The 21,862-nt window shown below is 65.1% G+C and carries 17 protein-coding genes; 8 read left to right on the forward strand and 9 right to left on the reverse strand.

The window, feature by feature from the left end; genetic code table 11:
- Positions 1-105: 105 nt before the first annotated feature.
- The 3 genes from XH84_RS29520 to XH84_RS29530 form a co-directional block, all read right to left on the reverse strand.
- On the reverse strand, positions 106-567 hold the full coding sequence (locus tag XH84_RS29520) for a cupin domain-containing protein (RefSeq protein WP_128920619.1): 462 nt from the start codon (positions 565-567) through the stop codon (positions 106-108).
- 260 nt (positions 568-827) lie between these two features.
- Positions 828-2,213 carry a chromate efflux transporter gene (chrA, locus tag XH84_RS29525; protein WP_128920620.1) on the reverse strand — a complete coding sequence of 462 codons (1,386 nt, stop codon included), beginning with the start codon at positions 2,211-2,213 and terminating at the stop codon, positions 828-830.
- Positions 2,213-3,031, reverse strand: coding sequence for a chromate resistance protein ChrB domain-containing protein (locus XH84_RS29530; protein WP_141933377.1), 819 nt, complete (start codon positions 3,029-3,031; stop codon positions 2,213-2,215). The genes chrA and XH84_RS29530 overlap by 1 nt, the downstream gene beginning before the upstream one ends.
- 198 nt (positions 3,032-3,229) lie before the next feature.
- Here XH84_RS29530 and dmeF point away from each other — a divergent pair, with 198 nt between their 5' ends.
- Positions 3,230-4,201: a CDF family Co(II)/Ni(II) efflux transporter DmeF gene (dmeF, locus tag XH84_RS29535; RefSeq protein ID WP_128920622.1), complete on the forward strand. Its 972-nt coding sequence runs from the start codon at positions 3,230-3,232 to the stop codon at positions 4,199-4,201.
- Between the two features lie 79 nt (positions 4,202-4,280).
- A complete protein-coding gene (locus XH84_RS29540; protein WP_128920623.1) occupies positions 4,281-5,111 on the forward strand; it encodes an N-acyl homoserine lactonase family protein in 831 nt (276 codons plus the stop codon).
- A 7-nt stretch (positions 5,112-5,118) separates the two neighbouring features.
- On the opposite strand, the gene XH84_RS29545 is transcribed toward XH84_RS29540, so the two are convergent.
- The gene (locus XH84_RS29545; RefSeq protein WP_128920624.1) at positions 5,119-5,310 is read right to left on the reverse strand and encodes a hypothetical protein; all 192 of its coding nucleotides are present in this window, start codon (positions 5,308-5,310) and stop codon (positions 5,119-5,121) included.
- A gap of 31 nt (positions 5,311-5,341) precedes the next feature.
- Entirely contained in the window at positions 5,342-6,499 is a 1,158-nt protein-coding gene (locus XH84_RS29550; protein WP_128920731.1) for an MFS transporter, read from the reverse strand.
- 162 nt (positions 6,500-6,661) lie between these two features.
- Here XH84_RS29550 and XH84_RS29555 point away from each other — a divergent pair, with 162 nt between their 5' ends.
- Positions 6,662-7,921 carry an adenylate/guanylate cyclase domain-containing protein gene (locus XH84_RS29555; RefSeq protein WP_128920625.1) on the forward strand — a complete coding sequence of 420 codons (1,260 nt, stop codon included), beginning with the start codon at positions 6,662-6,664 and terminating at the stop codon, positions 7,919-7,921.
- Between the two features lie 111 nt (positions 7,922-8,032).
- On the opposite strand, the gene XH84_RS29560 is transcribed toward XH84_RS29555, so the two are convergent.
- Positions 8,033-9,277, reverse strand: coding sequence for an MFS transporter (locus XH84_RS29560; protein ID WP_128920626.1), 1,245 nt, complete (start codon positions 9,275-9,277; stop codon positions 8,033-8,035).
- Between the two features lie 167 nt (positions 9,278-9,444).
- Here XH84_RS29560 and XH84_RS29565 point away from each other — a divergent pair, with 167 nt between their 5' ends.
- From XH84_RS29565 to XH84_RS29585, 5 genes are all read left to right on the forward strand, one after another.
- A complete protein-coding gene (locus XH84_RS29565) occupies positions 9,445-10,797 on the forward strand; it encodes an Nramp family divalent metal transporter (protein WP_128920627.1) in 1,353 nt (450 codons plus the stop codon).
- A 657-nt stretch (positions 10,798-11,454) separates the two neighbouring features.
- Positions 11,455-14,475, forward strand: a complete 3,021-nt coding sequence (locus tag XH84_RS29570; RefSeq protein WP_245471889.1) for an ATP-binding protein — start codon at positions 11,455-11,457, stop codon at positions 14,473-14,475.
- Positions 14,472-15,758 carry a cytochrome P450 family protein gene (locus XH84_RS29575; RefSeq protein ID WP_128920629.1) on the forward strand — a complete coding sequence of 429 codons (1,287 nt, stop codon included), beginning with the start codon at positions 14,472-14,474 and terminating at the stop codon, positions 15,756-15,758. Before XH84_RS29570 ends, XH84_RS29575 begins: the two co-directional genes overlap by 4 nt.
- A gap of 19 nt (positions 15,759-15,777) precedes the next feature.
- Positions 15,778-17,589, forward strand: coding sequence for a hypothetical protein (locus tag XH84_RS29580; protein ID WP_128920630.1), 1,812 nt, complete (start codon positions 15,778-15,780; stop codon positions 17,587-17,589).
- The gene (locus XH84_RS29585; protein WP_128920631.1) at positions 17,586-19,022 is read left to right on the forward strand and encodes a Dyp-type peroxidase; all 1,437 of its coding nucleotides are present in this window, start codon (positions 17,586-17,588) and stop codon (positions 19,020-19,022) included. The genes XH84_RS29580 and XH84_RS29585 overlap by 4 nt, the downstream gene beginning before the upstream one ends.
- Positions 19,023-19,042: 20 nt before the next feature.
- Here the strand turns inward: XH84_RS29585 and XH84_RS29590 are convergent, their stop codons facing one another.
- The 3 genes from XH84_RS29590 to hemB all read right to left on the reverse strand — a co-directional run bounded on the left by XH84_RS29590 (position 19,043) and on the right by hemB (position 21,775).
- On the reverse strand, positions 19,043-19,819 hold the full coding sequence (locus XH84_RS29590; RefSeq protein ID WP_128920632.1) for an arginyltransferase: 777 nt from the start codon (positions 19,817-19,819) through the stop codon (positions 19,043-19,045).
- 118 nt (positions 19,820-19,937) lie between these two features.
- A complete protein-coding gene (locus tag XH84_RS29595; protein ID WP_164936403.1) occupies positions 19,938-20,480 on the reverse strand; it encodes an RDD family protein in 543 nt (180 codons plus the stop codon).
- A gap of 233 nt (positions 20,481-20,713) precedes the next feature.
- Positions 20,714-21,775, reverse strand: a complete 1,062-nt coding sequence (hemB, locus tag XH84_RS29600) for a porphobilinogen synthase (RefSeq protein ID WP_128920634.1) — start codon at positions 21,773-21,775, stop codon at positions 20,714-20,716.
- Positions 21,776-21,862: the final 87 nt, after the last annotated feature.

Genomic DNA, 21,862 nt, shown 5'->3' on the forward strand with positions numbered 1-21,862 from the left:
ACGAAGTCCGGGCGGGCGCCCCAGACTGTCGGCTCATTGGGTAGACCGGAAGCGCATGGCTGCGGATCGATCTGGCGCTTACGACCAAAGCCGGCCCGCCCAAGACTATTTCGGAATGCCGGCCGGATTGACGAACTTGCGTCCACTCGGTCCTGTGCCACTGACTTGGATCAACACAGCCTCGCGTACTTCGACGAAGTGGGCGACGTTTGCGGGCTCGGTGTAAAAGCTTCCAGCGGGAAGTTCTTTCAGCGATACCGGATCGAACTTTTCACCGTAACCAGTATACCAAGTCCCCGACAGAATCGTCACTTCCCGGGAATCCGGGTGCGTATGTGGGGCAAGCTTGTACCCGGCGGGAAACTTTAAACGGACCGTGTAGGGTCCGGGCTTGGTTGGATCGCCCACCAGGTTTGTTTGCTCCATTCCTGGAAGTACCAAGCCACCTTGCGGCATCCATTTCATTTCGGACGGCGCGAGCGCCATTACTCCAGGAGCGGAAGTTTGGGCTCCAGCAAGTGTGCTGATGCCCGCGATTGCCAGAAGGCAGACCGAGGATACAAACATGTGAAGAGGCTTCCTCATAGGCTGCTCCTGTAACGCTGCATTTCGTCAATAGGCCATCGACATACGACGCGGAGCAAAAACACGAATTGTCTAATCCGCATTGATTTTTATCAGTCAACGTTGTTGACCGTCGGCTCATAGTGATGGCCTGAGGCCGTGGGCATTTATTACGATGTCGCTGTTTGGCCCAAAGCTGCCCTGAAGCGCCTGAATTTCATCGCCGCCTTCAATGGCAAACCGGACGTGGCGAACGATCTGCCCTAAATCACCCCCGCCAGCCTTAGCACCACGCCCGCGGCACAGCTTGCCCCCAGCACCGTCAGCATCCCCAGCTTGAACCGGAAGATCGCAGTCGCCGCCGCGATCGACAGCACCAGCGCGGGGATGTCTACGCTGGTCAGCACCGGCATGTCGAAGTTCAGCGCAAACGCATGCACCGGCACCGTCTCTCGGAACAGCGTGTGCAGGGCGAACCAGATCGAGAGGTTGAGGATCACGCCGACCACGGCGGCGGTGATCGCGCTGAGCGCGCCGGCAAGGCCGGTGTTGCCGCGCAGGCGCTCGATATAGGGGGCGCCGACGAAGATCCAGAGGAAGCAGGGCGTGAAGGTGACCCAGGTCGCGAGCAATCCGCCGAGCGTGGCTGCGAGCATCGGCGACAGCCCACTCGGGTCGCGATAGGCCGCCATGAAGCCCACGAACTGCAGCACCATGATCAGCGGGCCCGGCGTTGTCTCGGCCATGCCGAGACCGTCCAGCATTTCGTGCGGCTTCAGCCAGTGATAGTGCTCGACCGCCTGTTGGGCAACGTAGGCCAGCACCGCATAGGCGCCGCCGAAGGTGACGAGGGACATTTTCGAGAAGAACAGCGCGATCTGGCTGAACACGTTGTCTTGCCCAAGCGCGAGCAACAACACGATCACCGGCACCAGCCAGAGCGCGAGCCACAACGCGCCGACGCGGATCGTGCGCGCGGTGTTGGGTTTGACGTGTTCGGGCACGGCTTCGCCGAGCATGCTGTCGATCGCGGCGCCGCTGCCGCCATGGCCGTGACCGGTCGGGGCGAATTCGGCGCGGCCGCTGCGTGCGCCGGCATAGCCAATGAGGCCGGCGGCGATGATGATGATCGGGAAGGGCACCGCGAAGAAGAAGATCGCGACGAAGGCGATGGCCGCGAGCGCGATCATGATGCGATTCTTCAGCGCGCGCTTGCCGACGCGCACCACGGCCTCGACCACGATGGCGAGCACCGCGGCCTTGAGGCCGAAGAACAGCGCCTCGACGAAGCTGACATTGCCGAAAGCCGCGTAGACGTAGCTGAGGGCCATGATGGCGATGATGCCGGGCAGGATGAACAGGCCGCCCGCCATCAGCCCGCCGGCGGTGCGGTGCATCAGCCAGCCGACATAGGTGGCGAGCTGCTGCGCCTCCGGGCCCGGCAACAGCATGCAATAGTTCAGCGCATGCAGGAAGCGGCCTTCGGAGATCCACTTCTTCTCCTCGACCAGGATGCGGTGCATCACCGCGATCTGGCCCGCGGGCCCGCCGAAGCTCAGACAGGCGACGCGAAGCCAGACGCGGAAGGCTTCGTTGAAGCTGATGCCGTGACCGGCATCAGCTCCTGCTTGAACGTTACGGCTATCCATTACGCCTTCACCTTGTTGGTCGGCCAGTTGTGGGTCTCGGCCGTGGCATCGCGACACCAACGATAGAAGGCATCGTACAGCAACATGCCGGCCTCGAGCTGTTCGAGGTCGTCGTCATACATGCGCGACAGCCCGAGCGAGGCCGCGAGCAGGCCTGGCGCCTCCGGCGCGAGATCCGGCCGCGCAGTGTCGGCACCGCGCACCAGCGTCGCAAGCCGGAGCAGGGCCGGGGTGGCAATGCCGAACTCCTCGATCATGACGTCGAAGGTGCAGAGCTCACCGCGGTGGCTCCAGAACACGTTCTCGATGTCGAAAGGTGCGGCGCCAAAGCGCTCGCCGACGGCGACCACCTCGGACGGCGCTACATACAGGAACACCGCCTTGGGATCGACGAAGCGGCGGATCAGCCAGGGGCAGGCGATGCGATCGACCTTCGGTCGCGCCCGCGTGACCCAGACGGTGCGGCCCTTGGCATCGCGCGGCGGCAGCTTGCGGGCGTCGACCAGCGGCAGCTTGGCCGCCTTCCAGCCCTCGAAGCCCCCCTCCAGCGTTTCGGCCTCCACGCCGAGCTGGCGGAGCCAGGCCGCGGTGCCCTGGGCAAGCTTCTCACCGCGGAAGCACGAAACGACGGCCCGGCGGCCGGCGAAGTCGCCGCCCCATTCCGTCACATTCTCGTGGCTGAGCTTGATGGAGCCGGGGATCAGCCGCCGGTCGGCAGCAAAATCCTCCTCGGTGCGCACGTCGATCAGGACTGGGCCGTTCGCCGTGCCGATCAGCCGTGCCAATTTGTCAGATGATATGGTCGTGAATGTAGACATGATGCGTCCTCGCAAGAACCGAACGGGACGCGATGCTTGGGCTTGTCGCCTCGTGGGGAGATCGCTCAAATCCCCATGGCTCAGATTACACCGAAACTAAGAAGCACTGTCAATCCGAAGGGACGATTGAGCCTTCGAAAAGTGCAGCCGGCCGGGCTATACTGAACCCCGACAGACCTGAATCCCCTGGAGAATTCGATGCATTCCGATTCCATCGAACAATGGACCCACGACCACGCCTTCCTGGGCGAGAAACACGACGAGAACGAGCGGCGCACCTGGCTCGTGGTCGTGCTGACGCTGGTCATGATGGTCGGTGAGATCGTCGCCGGCTCGCTGTTCGGTTCGATGGCGCTGCTCGCCGACGGCTGGCACATGGGCACCCATGCGGCCGCGCTCGGCATCGCCGCCTTCGCCTACCGCTTCGCGCGCCGGCATCTGGGGAATGCGCATTTCACCTTCGGCACCGGCAAGTTCGGCGATCTCGCGGCGTTCGCCAGCGCGATCATCCTGGGCCTGATCGCGGTCGAGATCGCCTATGAGAGCGTGCTGCGGCTGATCAATCCGGTGTCGATCGTCTATGGCGAAGCCATGGCGGTCGCCGTCCTCGGCCTCGGCGTCAACCTCCTCAGCGCGTGGCTGCTGCGCGACAGCCATGATCACCATCACGGCCATGAGCACGGCCACAGCCATGCGCATGATGACGACGATCATGACCACGACCACCCCGGCCATCACCACCATCATCACGACAACAATCTGCGCGCGGCCTATGTCCATGTCATGACCGATGCCGCGACCTCGGTGCTGGCGATCGCCGCGCTCGCGGTGGCGATGTATTCGGGATGGGTCTGGGCCGATCCCGCGGTCGGCCTGATCGGCAGCGTGGTGATCGCGAGCTGGGCGTTCGGCCTGGTCAAGTCATCAGGCGCGGTGCTGCTCGACGTGCGTGCCGACGAGAAGCTGGAGCGGGTGATCCGGGCGCGCATGGAGGTCGGCGACGACCGCGTCACTGATCTGCATCTGTGGCAGGTCGGCCCCGGCCATTGTGCCGTGCTGCTCTCGGTGGTGTCGGACAAGCCGAGGCAGCCGGCGGTCTACAAGCGGCGGCTCGCCGGACTGAAGGGCCTCAGCCATGTCACGGTGGAGGTCGAGACCTGCCCGCATTGACGCGGGGCCTTGCGGAATTCTGTGAACGGGCCGGGGTTGATCCTCGGTCACGGCCTGCATGGCTGTACGGGAGAACAACATGATGCCCAGGATCACGCTCGCGTTCGCCATCGCAGCACTCGCTCTGTCCGGTTTTGCGGCGCACGCGCAATCGGACAAGACCGGCGTCGAAAAGCTCTACGTGCTCAATTGCGGGGAGGGCACCGCGGGCGACATCTCGCGCTGGTCGCCCGGGGTGAACGAAGGCAAGACGATGGATTTCGTCGACACCTGCTATCTCATCAAGCACGCCAAGGGCTGGTTCCTGTGGGACACCGGCATCCCCGATGCCGTCGCGGCGATGCCGAACGGTCTCGCGCCCGCCGATCCCAAGGCGGTCACCTGGCGCCGGCCAAAGACGCTGGCCGCCCAGCTCGAGCAGCTCGGCGTCAAGCCCGACGACATCAAGGCGATGGCGGTCTCGCACACGCATCCGGACCATATCGGCAATGTCGAACTGTTCCCGCAGTCGGTGCTCTATGTGCAGAAGGCCGAATATGACTGGCCCGGCGCCAACAACGCGCCGCGGTTCAAGCCCTCGCATCCGGCCGAGCTGCTCAATGGCGACAAGGATGTTTTCGGCGACGGCAGCATGACCATCCTGTCGACACCCGGCCACACGCCCGGGCACCAGTCGCTCCTGGTGAAATTGCCGAAGACCGGGGCGGTGGTGCTGTCAGGCGATGCCGTGCACTTCAAAGACAATTGGGACCATCGCCGCGTGCCCAGCATGAATGTCGACAAGGACCAGACCGCGGCCTCGATGCAGAAGATCGCCGACATCCTCGCCAAGGAGAAGGCGCAGCTCTGGATCAACCACGACAAGGCCCAGCGCGACAGCCAGAAGTTGGCGCCGGAGTTTTACGACTGAAGGCGGATCAGCTTTTCGGTGCGCTCGCGGCAGGCGGGCTCGCTTCCGGCGTCTTCTTCGGCTTGAGCGTGCCGGCATAGAACGAGAGCAGCCAGACCAAGAGGACGGCGAGGAGATAGACGCCCCAGGCCTGTGGCGGCGTGGTCGCCCAGCGCAGCAGGCCTTTGAAGGTGCGGGGCGGGCTGTGGTCGTCGGTCATGGCCCGCTTGTGCGCGAAAGCGGCAGCGCGGTCAATCCGGCCGCGGCTTGGTGCGGATCAGGAACAGCGCCGCCAGCGCCGAGAGGCTGAGCGCGGAGGAGACGATCAGCACCTTGGCGCCCATGAGGTCGATCAGCAGCCCGAAGGCCAGCGGCGCCACCGCCTGCGCCATGCGTGCGGGGGCGCCGATGATGCCGAGACGGTAGCCGAAATCCTTCGGACCGAAGATCGACAGCGGCAGCGTGCCGCGCGCGATCGTCAGGATGCCGTTGCCCGAGCCGTGGAACAGCGCGAACGCGCTCGCCGCGGCGCCGCCGAAGATCGCCACGATCACCGCCCCGATCGGATGGGTGAGGCAGGCAAGCCGCGTCGACCACAGCGGATGGAAGCGGCTGAGGAAGCCGGCCTCGAGCATGCGTGCGCCGACTTGCGCCGGGCCGATCAGGGCGCCGGCCGCGATCGCTTCGGCAGGCGTCGCGCCTGTCGTCTCCAGGATACGCGGGAAATGGGCGGCCATTGCGCCGGTGACGGTCCAGACCGCCGCGAAGATGAAGGCGAGCAGCAGCATGGTGCGGTCAAGAGGGAGATGCGGCTTCTCGGCCGCGGCCGCCGCCTGCTTGGCGCCCTTGATCACCGGCAGCATGAAGAAGTTGAGAGGCAGGCCGATCAGGATATTGGCGGCCGCCCAGGCAAAGCAGGTCTCGCGCCAGCCGATATGGGCGAGGCCCCAGGCGGTGAGCGGCCAGCCGACGGTGGAGGCAAAGCCCGCCATCAGCGTGATGCCGGTGATGGGTCTGCGCGCCTCGGTGCCGTAGATGCGCCCCAGCGCAGCGAAGGCGGCGTCGTAGAGTCCCATCGCCATGCCGATGCCGAGCACGAGCCAGGCGAGCACCATCACTGGGATGGAGTGTGCGAAGCCAAGCAGCGCAAGGCCGCCGGCAATGGTCAGGTTCGAGGCCGACAGCACCTGCCGGCCGCCGACGAGGTCGATCTGCCGCCCGATGCGCGGGCCGAGCATCGCCGAGATCACCAGCGAGGCCGAGAACGCGCCGAAAATCCAGTTGGAGGAGACGCCGAGCTCGCGCGCCATGGGATCGGCGAGCAGCGCCGGCAAATAATAGCTCGAAGCCCAGGCCAGCGTCTGCGTGGTGCCGAGTGCCAGGATGATCGGAAGCTGGCGCTGGCTCATATCACCGTATTTCTGGTCGTCTGTATCATCGATTGCATTTGCCCCCTGCAGCGAGAGCGCGTCAACAGCGCCTGCGGCATATTCGATCTGCTGCGGGCGGGAGCCTTGGTTGCCATGTCCGCGCGGCCTTTCGTTCGTCACGAATGCGCGCCATAATGGCGCATGCAAATAACTTCGCGCCTTTCATTGACGAACTGGCTCGCCAGCCAGGGCCTTACGGGCCTGCCCGAACCCGAGCTGCTGCGCGGCTTCTGCGAGCGATGCCGCGCCGAGGGGCTCGCATTGTCGCGCGGCCTCGTCGTCATCGACACGCTGCATCCGATCTATGAGGGCCGCGCGTTCCGCTGGAGCGATACGCCGAGCAACGAGAGCGACGTCGTCGAGTACGGCTCGACGGCAGAGGGCGATGCGGCCAAGAACTGGCGCCGCTCGGTGTTCTATCATTTGCTCGAGCATGGCCACGACGAGATGGTGATCGATCTCGCCGATGCGCCGTCGCTCGATTTCTCGCAGATCGGCGACCTCGCCGAACATGGCCACCGGCATTTCCTGGCTTTCGTGCACCGCTTCGGCGAGAGCGGAGCGCTCGGGCAGATGGACTGCCTCTACTCCTATTGGACGACGCGGCGGGACGATGGCTTTACCGAAGCCGAACTTGCCGCGCTGCGCGATCTCGTGCCGGTGCTGGGTCTTGCGATCAAGTCGGCCCAGCAGGTCGACATCGTGCGCACGCTCGGCCGCGTCTATCTCGGCCGCGACGCCTCCGAGCAGGTGCTGCGCGGGCGGATCTCGCGCGGCGTCACCGAGCGCATCAACGCCGTGCTCTGGTACTCGGATCTGCGCGGCTCGACCGGGATCAGCGAAAGCATCGGCCCCGACGAGATCATCCCGTTCCTCAATGACTATGCGCAAGCCGTGATCGACGCGATTCACGAGGCCGGCGGCGATGTGCTCAAGCTGATCGGCGACGGCGTGCTTGCGATGTTCTGGGGCGAGGACATGGCGGATGCGCGGCGCGCGGCGCTACGCGCCGAGCACCTGTTCCGCAAGAATATCGCGGCGCTGAATGCCCGCCGGGCGGCGGAGGGGCGGCCGACGACGTCAGCCTATATCGGCCTGCATGTCGGGCAGGTTTTCTACGGCAATATCGGCAGCGAGGACCGGCTCGACTTCACCGTGGTCGGTCCGACCGTGAACGAGGTCAGCCGTATCGCCTCGATGAGCCGCTCGGTCGACCGCGAATTGCTGGCGTCATCCGAGTTCTACAAGGGCCTCGATGCCACCGGGCGCCGTTATCTCGTCTCCACCGGCCGCTACGCGCTGCGCGGCATCGGCCGTGCGCAGGATCTCTACACGCTCGATCCTGATGTCGACGCGAGCGAGCCCGTGACGGGGAGCTACGAGCGGTACCTGGCGAATTAGCTTCCGCTGTTTCAACGGTGTGGGAGCAGTGCGTACTCTCTCCTCGTGCCCCGGACGCACTGCAGCGCTCTTCAGCGCTGCACTGCAGAGCCGGGACACGGATGGTTGTGGCTAGCACCGCGCCGGCACTTCGTCCCCCACCATGTCCGGCTGCCGGTCCAGCGCCACGGCCGGTGACAGCCAGATCACCAGGGCCTGCACGCCGAACACGGCGGTCGCCAGGTACAGGCACGCTTCCGCGCTCCAGAGCCCGCCGACCACCGCGCCCAGCGCAGAGCCGAGCGGGCGCGCGCCGTAGCTCATGATGTTGATGGCGGAGACGCGTCCCAACAGGCGTGGCGGCGTCACCGACTGGCGCAGCGTCGTGGTCGAAATCACCCACAGGATCGGCCCGACGCCGAGCAGGAAGAAACTCAAGGCCGCGAGCCACGGCGAGGGGACCAGCACCGTCAGCGCCATGACCAGTGCGGCGATGAAGCCGGTGACCGGGCCGAGGCCGACCACCGTGCCGAAGCTGATGCGCTGCATCACGCGGGTGGCGAGCAGCGCGCCGATCACCATGCCGACGCCGTACATCGTCAGCACCGTGCCGACGCCCGCGGCGGTGAGGCCGAGATGGCGCACGGCGTAGGGCACGAACACGGCGATCTGCAGGAACCAGCCGGTGTTGAAGATGAACTGGGTGATGAACACCGGCCGCAGCAGCGGATGGTGAAACACGAAAGCCGCGCCTTCGCGAATGTCCTGCAACGGATGGCGGCGGGGCGCTGGCGCGCGGGCGGGTTCAAAGATGCCGGCCAGCAGCACCACCGCAATCGCCGAGAGCGCCGCGGCGAAGCCGAAGGCCGGGCTTGCGCCCCACCAGCCCACCAGCGCGCCGCCGAGCGCAGGTCCGCTGGCAAAGGCGATGGTGCGCGCAAGCTCGATCCGCGCATTCGCCGCCGGCAACAGCTCCGCGCTCACCAGCGAGGGCACCAGGGCCGGCGCGGCCACGCTGTAGACGACGGTGCCGCACACCGCAGCGAAGCCGAGCAGCGCCAGCAGCGGCAGGTTGAGCGCGCCGAGCGCGAGCAGTAGCACGATGGCGGCGAGCGCCGCGGCCCGCAGCGCCTCGGCTCCTGCCATCAGCGAGCGGCGCGAGATGCGGTCGGCGAGCAGGCCGGCCGGAATCGCGAACAGCACGAAGGGCAGGGTCAGTGCGGTCTGCAACAGGCCGGTCTGGCCTTCCGCGACCCCGAGGGTGAGCACCGCGACGATGGGAGCCGCCGCCAATGCGATCTGTTCGGCCGACTGCGCTGCGAGGTTGGACCAGGCAAGGCGGCTAAAGGTGTCGGGAAGGCGAGGCGGGTTTGACATGGCGCATTTCCTGCAAAGTCGGGTTGGCGCCAATATTCGGCGCCGAGGGGCGCCAAACCCACCCGCTTCCCGACAGGGCGGCGAACAACGGCCCGGGCGGGAACCCATGCCACTAGATGCAGTTGCAAATGAGTTGCAATAAGCCTCGACATCGGTATTCTCGTCGTATGGATGCCCGATCGCCTGATTTGACCCCCGACACCGCTGGCTGGCGCACTGACGCGCCCGCCACCAAGAGCCTCCCCGAGGTCAACGCCACGGTCGCCATTCCGGCCGCGGGCCGCTGGTGGCGCCGGATGCTCGCTTTCGTCGGCCCGGGCTATCTCGTCTCCGTCGGCTATATGGACCCCGGCAACTGGGCGACCGACCTCGCCGGCGGTTCGAAGTTCGGCTACACGCTGCTCTCGGTCATCCTGCTCTCGAATTTGATGGCGATCCTGCTGCAATCGCTGGCGGCACGGCTCGGCATCGTCACCGACCGCGATCTCGCGCAGGCCTGCCGCGCCACCTATTCGCCGGCGGTGAACTTCCTGTTGTGGCTCGCCTGCGAGGCGGCGATCATCGCCTGCGATCTCGCCGAAGTCATTGGCACCGCGATCGCACTGAAACTCCTGTTCGGCATTCCCCTGATCGGAGGCGCGCTGCTCGCCGCGCTCGATGCCTTCCTGCTGCTGCTCCTGATGAACCGCGGCTTCCGTTTCCTCGAAGCCTTCGTCATCGCGCTGCTGGCCGTGATCGCGGTCTGCTTTGCGGTCCAGATCGTGGCCGCCGCGCCGCCGGTCGCGGAGGTCGTGCACGGCTTCATGCCGAAGGCCGAGATCTTCACCAACCCCGAGATGCTCTACATCGCGATCGGCATCATCGGCGCGACCGTGATGCCGCATAATCTCTATCTGCACTCGTCGATCGTGCAGACGCGCGCCTATGAGCGCAACGATGAAGGCCGGCGCGAAGCAATCAAATGGGCGACGACTGACTCGACCATCGCGCTGATGCTGGCGTTGTTCATCAACGCTGCGATCCTCGTCGTCGCCGCGGCGACATTCCACAAGAGCGGCCATTCGGATGTCGCCGAGATCGGGCAAGCGTTCGAGCTGTTGTCGCCGCTCCTGGGCCTCGGCATCGCCTCGACGCTGTTCGCGGTGGCGCTGCTCGCCTCCGGCCTGAACTCGACGGTGACGGCGACGCTCGCCGGCCAGATCGTGATGGAGGGCTTTCTCGATCTGCGCCTGCCGAGCTGGGCGCGCCGCCTGCTCACGCGCGGCATCGCCATCGTCCCCGTGATCGTCGTCACCGCGATCTATGGCGAGCGCGGCACGGCGGATTTGCTGGTGTTCAGCCAGGTCGTGCTGTCGATGCAGTTGCCCTTCGCCGTCATCCCGCTGGTCCGCTTCGTCTCCGACCGCCGCAAGATGGGAAAGTTTGCGATTCCCGCCTACGTCGCCGCGATCGCGTGGATCGTCGCTGGCGTGATCGTGATCCTGAACGTGAAGCTGTTGTCCGATACATTGTTTGGATAAGCGGCTGCCGCTCTGTCTGTACCGAGCACCCTGCGACCGATTGGTCCTGCGCAAGCCCGGCCGTACAAGTTTCGCGCGAACCCTGTTCGGTCCTTTCGGAAATCCGCGCCATTCGGGGCGACGGCTTTCGTCGGAACCCATGAACTACGGCTTTTCAATTGGTGCGAAGAGGGTATACTACCTTCAATTGCTGATAGGCCGCATATTGCAAATAGGCCCTGTTATGACAATGCGTTTTTCAGGATTGGTTTTTCTCCCGGCGGGATAATCGGCGGTCCCGCGCCGGATTAAGTGCGCCGATCGCATTTTCTCCGGATACGTCTATGAGTTGTGCGCGACGTCGGCGCGCGGAGCCAGTGGTGAGACCGTTGGCTTGATGGATTGATTTTGAACTGCGCGGGTTCACGTCCGGGAGGGGACGATGATCAAGCCAGAAAGCGTTGATTGCTGCGTTGAAATCATTGATGAGCGTGTCCTGCCGTGACCAAGTGTCCCGCATGTTCAGCCCGTGTTGCTCGCGAGCATCGCTTCTGCTCTCAGTGCGGCGCGCGCCTCGATCACGCCGTGGAGCAGCTCTCCGCTTCATCGATTGCCAGCCCAATCGACCGCGAGGCGCGGGTTGTTCCGCTGCACGATCATGCGACGGTTCGGTCACAGATGTTGACCGAAAACAAGCAGGTCAGCGTTCTCTTTGTCGACGTCTGCGACTCCACATCACTGCTCCAGCACTCCGACCCCGAGGAATCCCGCAACTATCTCGGCAAGGCGCTGAACCACTTGGCCGAAGCGGTCGGGACCTATGGCGGCACGGTGAGCCAGTTGCTCGGCGACGGGCTCGTCGCCTTGTTCGGCGCGCCCGTGGCGCAGGAGGATCACGCCCTGCGGGCGTGCCTTGCCGCTCTCAAGATGCAGCGAGCAAGCATTCCCGGCCACGCGGTTCAGGGCGTGGCCAGCCCGACGCTGCGCATCGGCATCAATTCGGGCGAAGTCCTGGTCGGCGTCGTCGGACAATACGGCTGGTCGCACTACGGTGCGGACGGCAAGACGATTCACCTTGCATCGCGGCTCGAAAAGATGGCTCCGCCCGGCGGCATTCTGATCAGTGCCGCGACGCAGCGCCTCGTCGCGCAGCAGATCGACACGCGGCCGGTCGGGACCCGATCGATACGAGGGCTGGATGATCCGGTCGAACTCCATGAGGTCATGGTCGCCACCGAAAGTTCAGCTGCGGCGCCGCTGACGCGCAAGCAACGCTGGGCGCCCCTGGTCGGCCGCGAAGATTCCTTGCGGATCCTGGCCGGGGATCTCGACATCGTTCGAACCGGTGCGATGCGGACGATCGGTCTGTGCGGCGATGCCGGGATCGGGAAGTCACGCTTGATCGCCGACTGGATCGCCGCGCTTGCAAGTCAGGGCATGGAGGTCTGCCTTTCGCAGGCGAGAGGTTATGCGAGCGCGCGCGCCTACAGCACCGCCGCGGACCTGATCGCAAGCCTGGCCGGGTTGCCGCAAGCAAGCGTGACGGATGCGCAATCCGTCAGGCAGTCCCTGGTCGCCGAATGGGCCGCCGAGGGCGCCGCGCATCTTGCGGCGATCAATGACTTGTTGGGTCTGGCGGCGCCGGACCAGGCTTGGCTGGAGCTCAACCCGGTCCAGCGGCGGCGCCGAATTGGCGACGCATTGCTGTGGCTCGTGCGCAGGCGCGCCCAAGCGGGCCCGTTCGTGCTCGTGCTAGAGGACGTTTTCCTGGCTGACCGCGAGAGCCGGCGGTTGTTCGAGGCTCTGCTTCCAAAGCTTCAGGGACTACCGATCCTCGTTTGTGTCAGCTATCGACCCGATTTCGACCATCAGTGGCGCCAGGCCTCCTGGTTTGCGGAGCGTGTGATCGAGCCTCTCCGCGACGGCGAGATGCTCAGGCTCGCGCGTGCCTTGCTGGGGGATGATCTGTCCGTGCTCGGCGTCATGAGCGAATTGGTCGCGCGCGCCGACGGCAATCCCTTCTTCCTGGAGCAACTGGTCATTACGCTGATCGACGAGGGATCGCTCGAAGGAACGCCGGGTGCGTACCGCCTGCAGAGGCCGCTCGGAGAGCTGCGCGTGCCGGGCTCGATCGCCGCGGTGATCGGCGCGCGCGTCGACAGGCTGCCCGAAGCTGCCAAGTCCGCGCTCGAGGCCGCGGCAATCCTCGGCGATCCCATCACGCGCGAACTGATCGCGGCGATGCAGGCCGTGGACCTTGGGCGTGCGGAAGAATTGCTGGGTCTGTGCGTTGCATCCGGATTGTTGACGGGGCCGGATCAGGCGCGCGGTCCGCTCGAGCAGCACACGTTCGCGTTTCGCCACGCATTGGTGCGCGATGTCGTGCTCGGCGCGCTCACGCGCGCACGGCTCAAGGCGCTGCATCGACAGGCCTTCCTGGCCCTGCATGCGCGGCCAGGGGCGGTCGAGGCGGATGTCGCGCCGGCGCTGGCGCACCATGCTTTCAAGGGAGAGGAATGGGAGCAGGCGGCGAGATTCACCGTCAAGTCGATGGCCCGGGCCATCTCGCGCTCGGCCAACCAGGAAGCCCTGCAGCTGTTCGAGAGGGGTCTTCAGGCAGCCCGCCGTGTGGATGACGCCTCGGTCGCGCAGACCTTGGAGCTTGCGCTTCGCCTGGAAGCCATCGGGGCGATGCTGGCTCTCGGGCAGATCGACGAGATCTTCAGCAATATGGAGCGTGCGGAAGCCATCGCGGTGCAGCTGAACGATCAGCGCGCACGAGCGGCGGTGTCGACCGAGACGGCGGTGTTCCTGTGGATGCGCGGACGCTTCGAGCAAGGGCTGCGTTATGCTTCACGGGGTCTCGAGGCGGCCTGCCTCGCGCAGCGCCGCCACATGATGATGGCGGCGCATCAGACCCGCCTGATGAACCTCCACGCGCTCGGTCGATATGCAGAGGCCGCGGTGGAAGGCCAGGTTCTGCTCTCCGACTACGGACCGGAGCTGTCGGCGCATGTCGTGCAACCCGGATGGGCCGCGATCCCCATCATCAATCTCTATGCGTTTCATGCCAGCACGCTCTGGCGGCTGGGCGACGGTGCAACCGCACACGCGTTCTGTGCCAAGGCCTATCAGATCTTATCGAACATCAACCATCCTTATTCCCGTCTGCTGATCGACACCGTCCAGTCGCAGATCTGGATCGAGAGCGGGGAGCTCGATCGTGCCGAGACCTTGATGCGCACGGGCGTGCAGCAATGCATGACGCACAACGTTCCGACCATGCTTTCGGTTTGCACCGGCGTTTTGGGCAGCGCGCTCACGCACAACGGCAAGGCCGCCGAGGCGGCGGCGATGCTGGAGAAAGGATTCGCCGATCGCATCTACGAGGCGGCCGGACCCTACGGCAGGACGTTCATGCGCGTGAGCCTGGGCGTCGCTTATCGCAAGCTCGATCGGCTCGACGATGCTATCGCGGTCGGTCGCAAGGCCGTCGAGGACGCCGCCGAAGAATACGGCCACCAGACCGAAGCCCTGTACGAGCTTGCGGAAACCTTGCGGCGTGCCGGCGATCTGGCAGGCGCCGAAGCGCATTTCAAGCGAGCGGCCGAGGCCGCGGAGCGTCTGGGCATGCCTCACTATCAAGGACGGGTCGCCGCGGCCCTCGCGGATTGGCGGAAGGACGGGTATGCAGCATGAAACTCTCGACCTATGAACCCGACGCGTTGCCGCCGGGAGCGCGCAGTCTCTCCTACGGTGTGTTCTGCTGGCTCAACCGTCACGTTACGGTGTTGCGCGCGCTCGGTGCGCTGCTTCGGCGCTGGCCCGCTATAGGCGGTCGGTTCGGCTTGGTGGCACGCGCCAGCGCGGTGAAGGATGTGCTGATGCGCACGCGCAGCTTTTCCAATACCGCGCATGCGGCCAACATGGTCTCGGGAGACTACCTCATCGGGATGGATCCGGGCCCGACCTATTCAGCCGATCGGGATCTGGTCCATGCGCGGTTGGCGGCTCTGGACGTCCCCGCCGATTCCGACGTCGAGGCGCAGCGGCGCATCAAGGCTCTGCGCGGGCGCGGAGCGGCCGGATTCGATCTGATCGACGAGTACCTGATGTGGGTCGTATTCCGCGCCATGCGGCCGCTGTTCGGCGCGGCAACGGGGGCGGTGGTGGCGGGATCAGTGACCGACGCTTCAAAGGGCGATGTCGACGAAGATTTGCAACGACAGTACATGCTCGAGATCCGCTATGTCGCAGGGCAGCTCCTGGCCGGCAGCCTCGCGACACTCGATCTTCGCCGGCGAGCCGAGGCCTGCGGGGATGCGCTGCAGGCGCGGATCGATCGTGTAACCGGCACCATCGGCGCCGCGTGGGGTGTCAAGAGCTCCTCGGCGGACATTGAACGGAACGCTGTCGGCCTTGCCTGGATCTCGCATCCGGTCACCGTCCAGTCGGGGGCCCTCGTCGTCCAGGAGCTGTTGGGACGACAGAAGGTCTATGACGAATTGTGGTCGCTGGCCGACAAACTCGGCGAGCCCGCCGTCTGGGCCGATCCCGAGTTCCGCAAGATCGTGCGCAACCATGTGCTCGAACTGATGCGCTTCCGGCCGATCTTTCCGCTGCTGGCGCGCGACGTGCCGCGCGACACGGAAATGACGACCGGGGCGCGACAAAACGCCGGATGTCCAGGCGGCGGCAAGGTTTCGCTGCTGTCGATCGCTGCTCTGTTCGATTCCCGCGTGGTTCCACAGAGCGGGCGCTATTGCCCGGACCGCGATTGGGGCAACGAAGATGCCTTGCGGTATCTCATGTTCGGATATGGCTACCGCCAATGTCCGGCGCGGGATTACGCGGTGGAGATCCTGACAAGCGCCCTAATCGGCCTGCTTACCTTGCCGCGGCTGCAACTGGCGCGCGGTGAAGGCAAGGCCATCGCGTATGACGGCCCGCTGATGCTGTGCATGCGCATGCGTACCACTTGAGCGAGCGGAGAACACGGCCATGCTCGAGATCGTCCGGCAGCAGATGATCTGCATCGTTGCGCCAGGCTGGACCGGCGGCGCTGAGGTTTCAAAGCAACTTCACGATGCCTTGGATGCCCTGCTGGACGACGTCGCAATGGTGCACTTCGCCTCGATCGGGCTGCTCCCGGCCTTGGCTGGTGCGCCGAACCAGCAGCCGGTGCTCGTGCTCGAGCTCGCGGTGGAGGAGGGCTTCCGCCCTTACGACCTGTTGTATCGCCTCGTCTACCATCACGACGGCGCGATGTGGGCGCTGTTCGGCTCCATGGTCGCTCCGGGCGTCGCCGTGCCCACGGCCAAGGACAAGCAGCAATTGCTGAGCCAATTGATGAGCTGGCACAGCATCGCCGACGGCGGCTTCGTCGGCGCCCGGGACCGGTCGGTCCGGCAGATCAAGATGGAGAGCGACCTGCTGGAGCAGACGCGCATCGAAGCGCGGAAGCTGAAGCCGAAATACGGCAACGACCGCACCGCCTTCGCGCTGGCGCTGGCACGTTGGGCTTATACCAATCCCCGCTTCGGATGGGCGGCCACGCCTGCGCCGCGATCCTATTGGCGCGGGAAGGGGGCGAGCATCGGTGCGAAGCTCGCTTATCCCGTGGCGGCGATCGTGCTGTGGTTCGTCGTACTCGGGATCGTCTGGACACTTCCGCGCGCCTATAACTGGTTCTTCGGCGAACCGGGGCACGTGGGGCGGGCCATCGAAGACGCCGTCACCAAGACGAGTGAATGCCTGCTGACGATCAGCTGGCACGGGTTGCTGGCGTTCGCGGTCATTGCATTCCTTGTCTGGCTGTTCCTGGTGCCGCTGCCCGCTCAATTCGTGTCCTGGAGGCGCTGGCTCAACAGCGTTCAGCAAGAGCTCGATCGGCCGACGGACACGCTCTCGTCGCTGGCCACCTATGCGGGCGGCTGGATCATCGGCGTGCCGCTGCTGCTGGCCATCGCCGCGTGCGCGATCGCCTACACTTTCGCTCCATTGGCCTATGCGCTGGCTCCGGATTATATGCACACTGTCATCGAACCGAAGCTGCCAAAGCTGACCGGATTGCAGATCACGGGGATCGCGGTCGTCGCGATCGCCGCGGTGCTTGGCATCGGCACGCTGTTCTACTGGCTCAATCGCTATTTCACGGGGCTGAGCAAAAAGTTCTTTCATCCGCTCGAAGAGGACGTCCCGCGGGCCCAGCAGATTCATCCGTCGGTCGAACGATGCGAGGCCGACCTGGTCGGTGGCACCCAGCACATGTTCAGCCTCACCGAGCTGCGCGGTCCGCAATGGTGGAGCGCGTGGTGCATTCGACAGGCGCTGCGCATCGTGACCTTTGCCGGACGGGTGTTCTTCACGCAAGGCTGGCTCGGCAATGCGCCGGGCATCCATTTCGGCCATTGGCACATCATCGACAACGGTCGCCGCTTTCTGTTCTGCTCGAACTATGACGGCAATTTCGGCGGCTATCTCGACGACTTCATCAACGGCGCGGCCGTCGGCACCACGCTGGCCTGGCGCTGGACCGAGCTTCATCCGCGCGCCCCGGCCCTGGAGGGACAGCCCGGCATTGCAAAGGCCCGTAGTTTTCCGCCGACGCGCTTTGTCATCTTCCGCGGCGTGAAGTGCGAGCTGAGATTCAAATCCTATGCGCGCGACAGCATGCTGCCGCATCTCTACCGTTTCGACGCCTGCAACCGGACGGTCGACCAGATCAACCTCGCCACGGGGCTGCGTGACGCCTTGTTCGGCGAGCGCAACGAGAAGAACGACGATCTGATCATGAGGGCCATCGAGACATGAAGCACGCTCCGCGACTCTCCGAGCAAAGTCACGACGTCCAGGGCATGTTGAAGAGCGGCTTCGGCTGGCTCAAATCCAGCCGTTTCTGGCTGCTGACGATCCGCGACGGCTGCGAGGACCAGGCGCGAGCCTGGCTCTCGCGTCTGGTCGACAGCAAGCTGGTCGTCAGTGCCAAATGCATCGCGAAGGGCAAGACCAAGCCGGAAGCGTCGATCGAAGAAGCCGTGTCGGTCGCTTTCAGCTTCGCAGGGCTCAAGAAACTCGGCTGCACCGAGGCCGAAACGCATCCGTTTCCGACGGCTTTCAGCAGCGGCATGGGGAGCGCATTGCGCCAAGATCTGTTGAGAGACGCTCCGCGGGATGAATGGCGCTGGTCGGATGTCGAGGGCGCCGACGGCCGCCAGACTGTTCACATTCTCGTTGCGCAATGGTGGGTGCTCGGCGCAACCGCGCGAATGGAGGAGCCGGATCCGGCTGTGTTCGTCGTCAGGACCGTCGAGAACAATCCCTGCTCGTTTGCAGATAAGGACGGCGGATTGCGTGAGCCGTTCGGCTTCCGCGACGGCCTCGCGCAACCCGTGATCCGCGATCTCAGGGAAGAGGAGGGAGCCGCGCTGCGTCAGGCGCGAAAAGACGCCGGTCAGTTCTATGAGGATCGTGTCGTCGAGCCCGGCGAATTCATTCTGGGCTATCGCAACGAGTATGACGAACTCACCTACTGCCCCAACGTGAATGAGTGGCCGCAATCGGGAGACCGCTTCACGCTGAACGGGAGCTACTTGGCGGTGCGGCAGATCGAGCAGTATGTCGATGCGTTCAGGCAGTTCGAAGCCGCAAATGACCAACAGACCTGCGAAAGACTGATGGGACGTCGGAAGGACGGCATGCCGCTCGGATGGCAAGGTCCTCTGGGGTCGAATTCGGCGGCGGACGCCTTCCGTTATCGCGTCGAGGACGCAAATGGCTTCGTCTGTCCGAAGGGCGCGCATATCCGCCGATCCAACCCGCGCGACTCCTTGGGGATCGATGTGCAATCGAGCATCAAATCATCGAAGCTGCACAGGCTGCTCCGCCGCGGGCGGCCTTATCGCGAGAAGACCGAGGCAGGAGATCGCGAAGGCATATTCTTCATCGCGTGCAATGCCGATCTCGAGCGCCAGTTCGAATTCATCCACCAGCGCTGGCTGCAAAACCCTCGTTTCGGCGCTCTCGACAAGCAGGACGATCCGATCGTGGGGTCACAGCCCAGCGGCAGGACCTTCACCGTTCCGGGATCGCCGAGCGGCAGCGAGGTCACACTGGCTTCGTTTACAGGCGCGCGTGGAGGCGGCTACTTCTTCCTGCCCGGGATCGCGGCGCTCAAATTCATCGCCGAAGGTCGCGCCGGCGCGAAGCTCGGCCCAATGCACCGCCTTGAGGCGGCCGCCTCCTGAAAGGCACGATTCCGGAAGTCTTAGTCCTGCGGCTCGGACGCTGCATCGCCCTGCGCGTCGATGCGCAGCCAGCCCGAGGGCGCGAGGCGCTGCTGCGGCAGGAAGCGGGCCTTGTAGTCCATCTTCTTGGAGCCCTCGATCCAGTAGCCGAGATAGACGTAAGGCAGCCCTTGCCGGCGGGCGCGGGCAATGTGGTCGAGGATCATGAAGGTGCCCATCGAGCGGCTGACCTGGCTCGGCTCGAAGAACGAATAGACCATCGACAGGCCGTCGCTGAGCACATCGGTCAGCGCCACCGCGATCAGCTCCTCGCCGCGGCCGGTGAGACCGCTGTCGGGGCCGCGCTTGCGGTATTCGATGATGCGGGTCTCGACGTGGCTGTCCTCGACCATCATGGCGTAGTCGAGCACGGTCATGTCTGCCATGCCGCCGTGGCGATGGCGGGCGTCGAGATAGGCCCGGAATACGGAATATTGCTCGGAGGTCGGCACCGCGCTGCGCTGCTCGCCGATGATGTCGGCATTGCGCGCCATCACCTTCCGGAAGTTGCGGGAGGGGCGGAACTCATTGGCGATGACCCGGACCGAGACGCAGGCGCGGCACTGGTCGCAGGCCGGCCGGTAGGCGATTGACTGGCTGCGGCGGAAGCCGCCATGGGTCAGGAGGTCATTGAGGTCGCCGGCCCGGTCCCCGACCAGATGCGTGAACACCTTCCGCTCGTGCCGGCCCGGCAGATAGGGGCAGGGGGAGGGCGCCGTAAGGTAAAACTGTGGGGTGTCGCGCGAGTGCTGGGTCAAGGGACGTCGTGGGCCTCCGAAGTGAATGTCAGCATCGCGCTACGGAGGCCCCTGGTCAATCGGTCTGCTGGGCGGGTCAGATCAGCCAGCGTAGTCGGTCCTGGTTGAGAATCCTTGATCACCAGCTTCTGGCGCCCTGCGGCACCGGCGCGCGCACGGAATTGTTGATCACGACCGTCCCCAGCACGAAATCGTGCAGCAGCCGCCGGCGTCCGTTGAACAGGCCGACCAGGACCACGAAGGGCGACAGGAACGAAACCGTCACCCAGAACAGCACGGCATGGGTGGCGCCAAGCACGAAATAGCCAGGCGCGCCGTACCAGGTGCGCAGCTCCAGATCCATGATCCGCATGCCGATGGTCGCGGAAGACGGGCCGCCGATGCAGGCGCCGTAATAGACGATGGCCCAGATGACAGAGGCTGGCCAGGCCAGCCAGAATAGCGCCCAGCCGAGGCCGAGCGTGACCACGCCGAACAATGCGATGAAGAGGTAGCCGAGGATGACCGGCACCGAGATCACGACCATGTCGATCAGGAAGGCGAACACCCGCCGCGTCGCAACGCCCCGGAATAGCTCCGGATGCAGATAGGGGTCGTAGGCGTGCGGCTGCACCCCGCCGTCATTGCGCCAGGCGCCTGAATTATCCGAATCGTACGACATCGTCCGTCCTCCCAAGAGGAAAACCCCGTGGCAGGACATGGGAACAGGCCAGGCCCGTGCCAAGGGCGCGCGGCATTAACAAGCCGAAATATTCCGGCGATTCGGGGGCGGAGGCAGCCGTTCACGCAGCTGCCGTAGGGTGGGCAAAGGCGCGTAGCGCCGTGCCCAGCATTGCGCGCCGTTCTGCACGATGGATTGGTGGGCACGCTTCGCTTTGCCCACCCTACGGCACCTTACCCCTGGCTTCGCAGCTTCTCCGCCGCCTTCGGCGCAAAGTAGCTCAACACGCCGTCCGCGCCGGCGCGCTTGAACGCCAGGAGGCTTTCCATCATCGCGCGCTCGCCGTCGAGCCAGCCGTTGTTCGCGGCGGCCGCGATCATCGCGTATTCGCCCGAGACCTGGTAGGCAAAGGTCGGCATCGCGAAGGTGTCCTTCACGCGGCGGACCACGTCGAGATAGGGCATCCCGGGCTTCACCATCACCATGTCGGCGCCCTCAGCGATGTCGAGCTCGACCTCGCGCAGCGCCTCGTCGGTGTTGGCGCTGTCCATCTGATAAGTGCGCTTGTCGCCGGTGAGTGTCTTGGCCGAGCCGATGGCGTCGCGGAACGGGCCGTAGAAGGCTGAGGCGTATTTGGCCGCATAGGCCATGATTTGCACGTCGAGCAGGCCGGAGCGATCCAGCCCCTCGCGGATCGCGGCGACGCGACCGTCCATCATGTCGGAGGGCGCGATGATGTCGCAGCCGGCTTCGGCCTGCACCAGGGCCTGGCGCACCAGCACGGCCACCGTCTCGTCGTTCAGAATTTTGCCGTCCGAGATCAGGCCGTCATGGCCGTGGCTGGTGAAGGGATCGAGCGCGACGTCGCAGAGCACGCCGATCTCCGGAAACTCCTTCTTGATCGCGCGCACGGCCTGGCAGACCAGGTTGTTCGGGTTGGTCGCTTCAGAGCCTTCCTCGTCGCGCAAGGACGGCTCGGTGTAGGGAAACAGCGCGATGCAGGGGATGGTGAGCTTCATAGCGCGCTCGGCCTCGCGCACGGCCTGGTCGACACTGAGGCGCTCGACGCCGGGCATCGAGGCGACCTGCTCGCGCTTGTTGTTGCCGTCGATCAGAAACAGCGGCCAGATCAAATCGTCGGTGGTGAGCACGTTCTCCCGCACCATGCGCCGGGCCCATTCGGCCTTGCGGTTGCGGCGCGGGCGGACGGTCAGATCGAGGGTATGAGGCACCGCGGTGCCCTCGCGGCGCGAGACCTCGCGCAATTCGATCGGACGTCCGTATTTGATCGCCATCACTCTTCCTCCGGCTGGAATTATTCTTATACCAGCTCGCACGGTTCCCGTCACCGCGGCTTGACCTGCCGCAAGGGACGGGCAGCC

The sequence above is a fragment of the Bradyrhizobium nanningense genome (genome assembly GCF_004114535.1).
Lineage (GTDB): Bacteria > Pseudomonadota > Alphaproteobacteria > Rhizobiales > Xanthobacteraceae > Bradyrhizobium > Bradyrhizobium nanningense.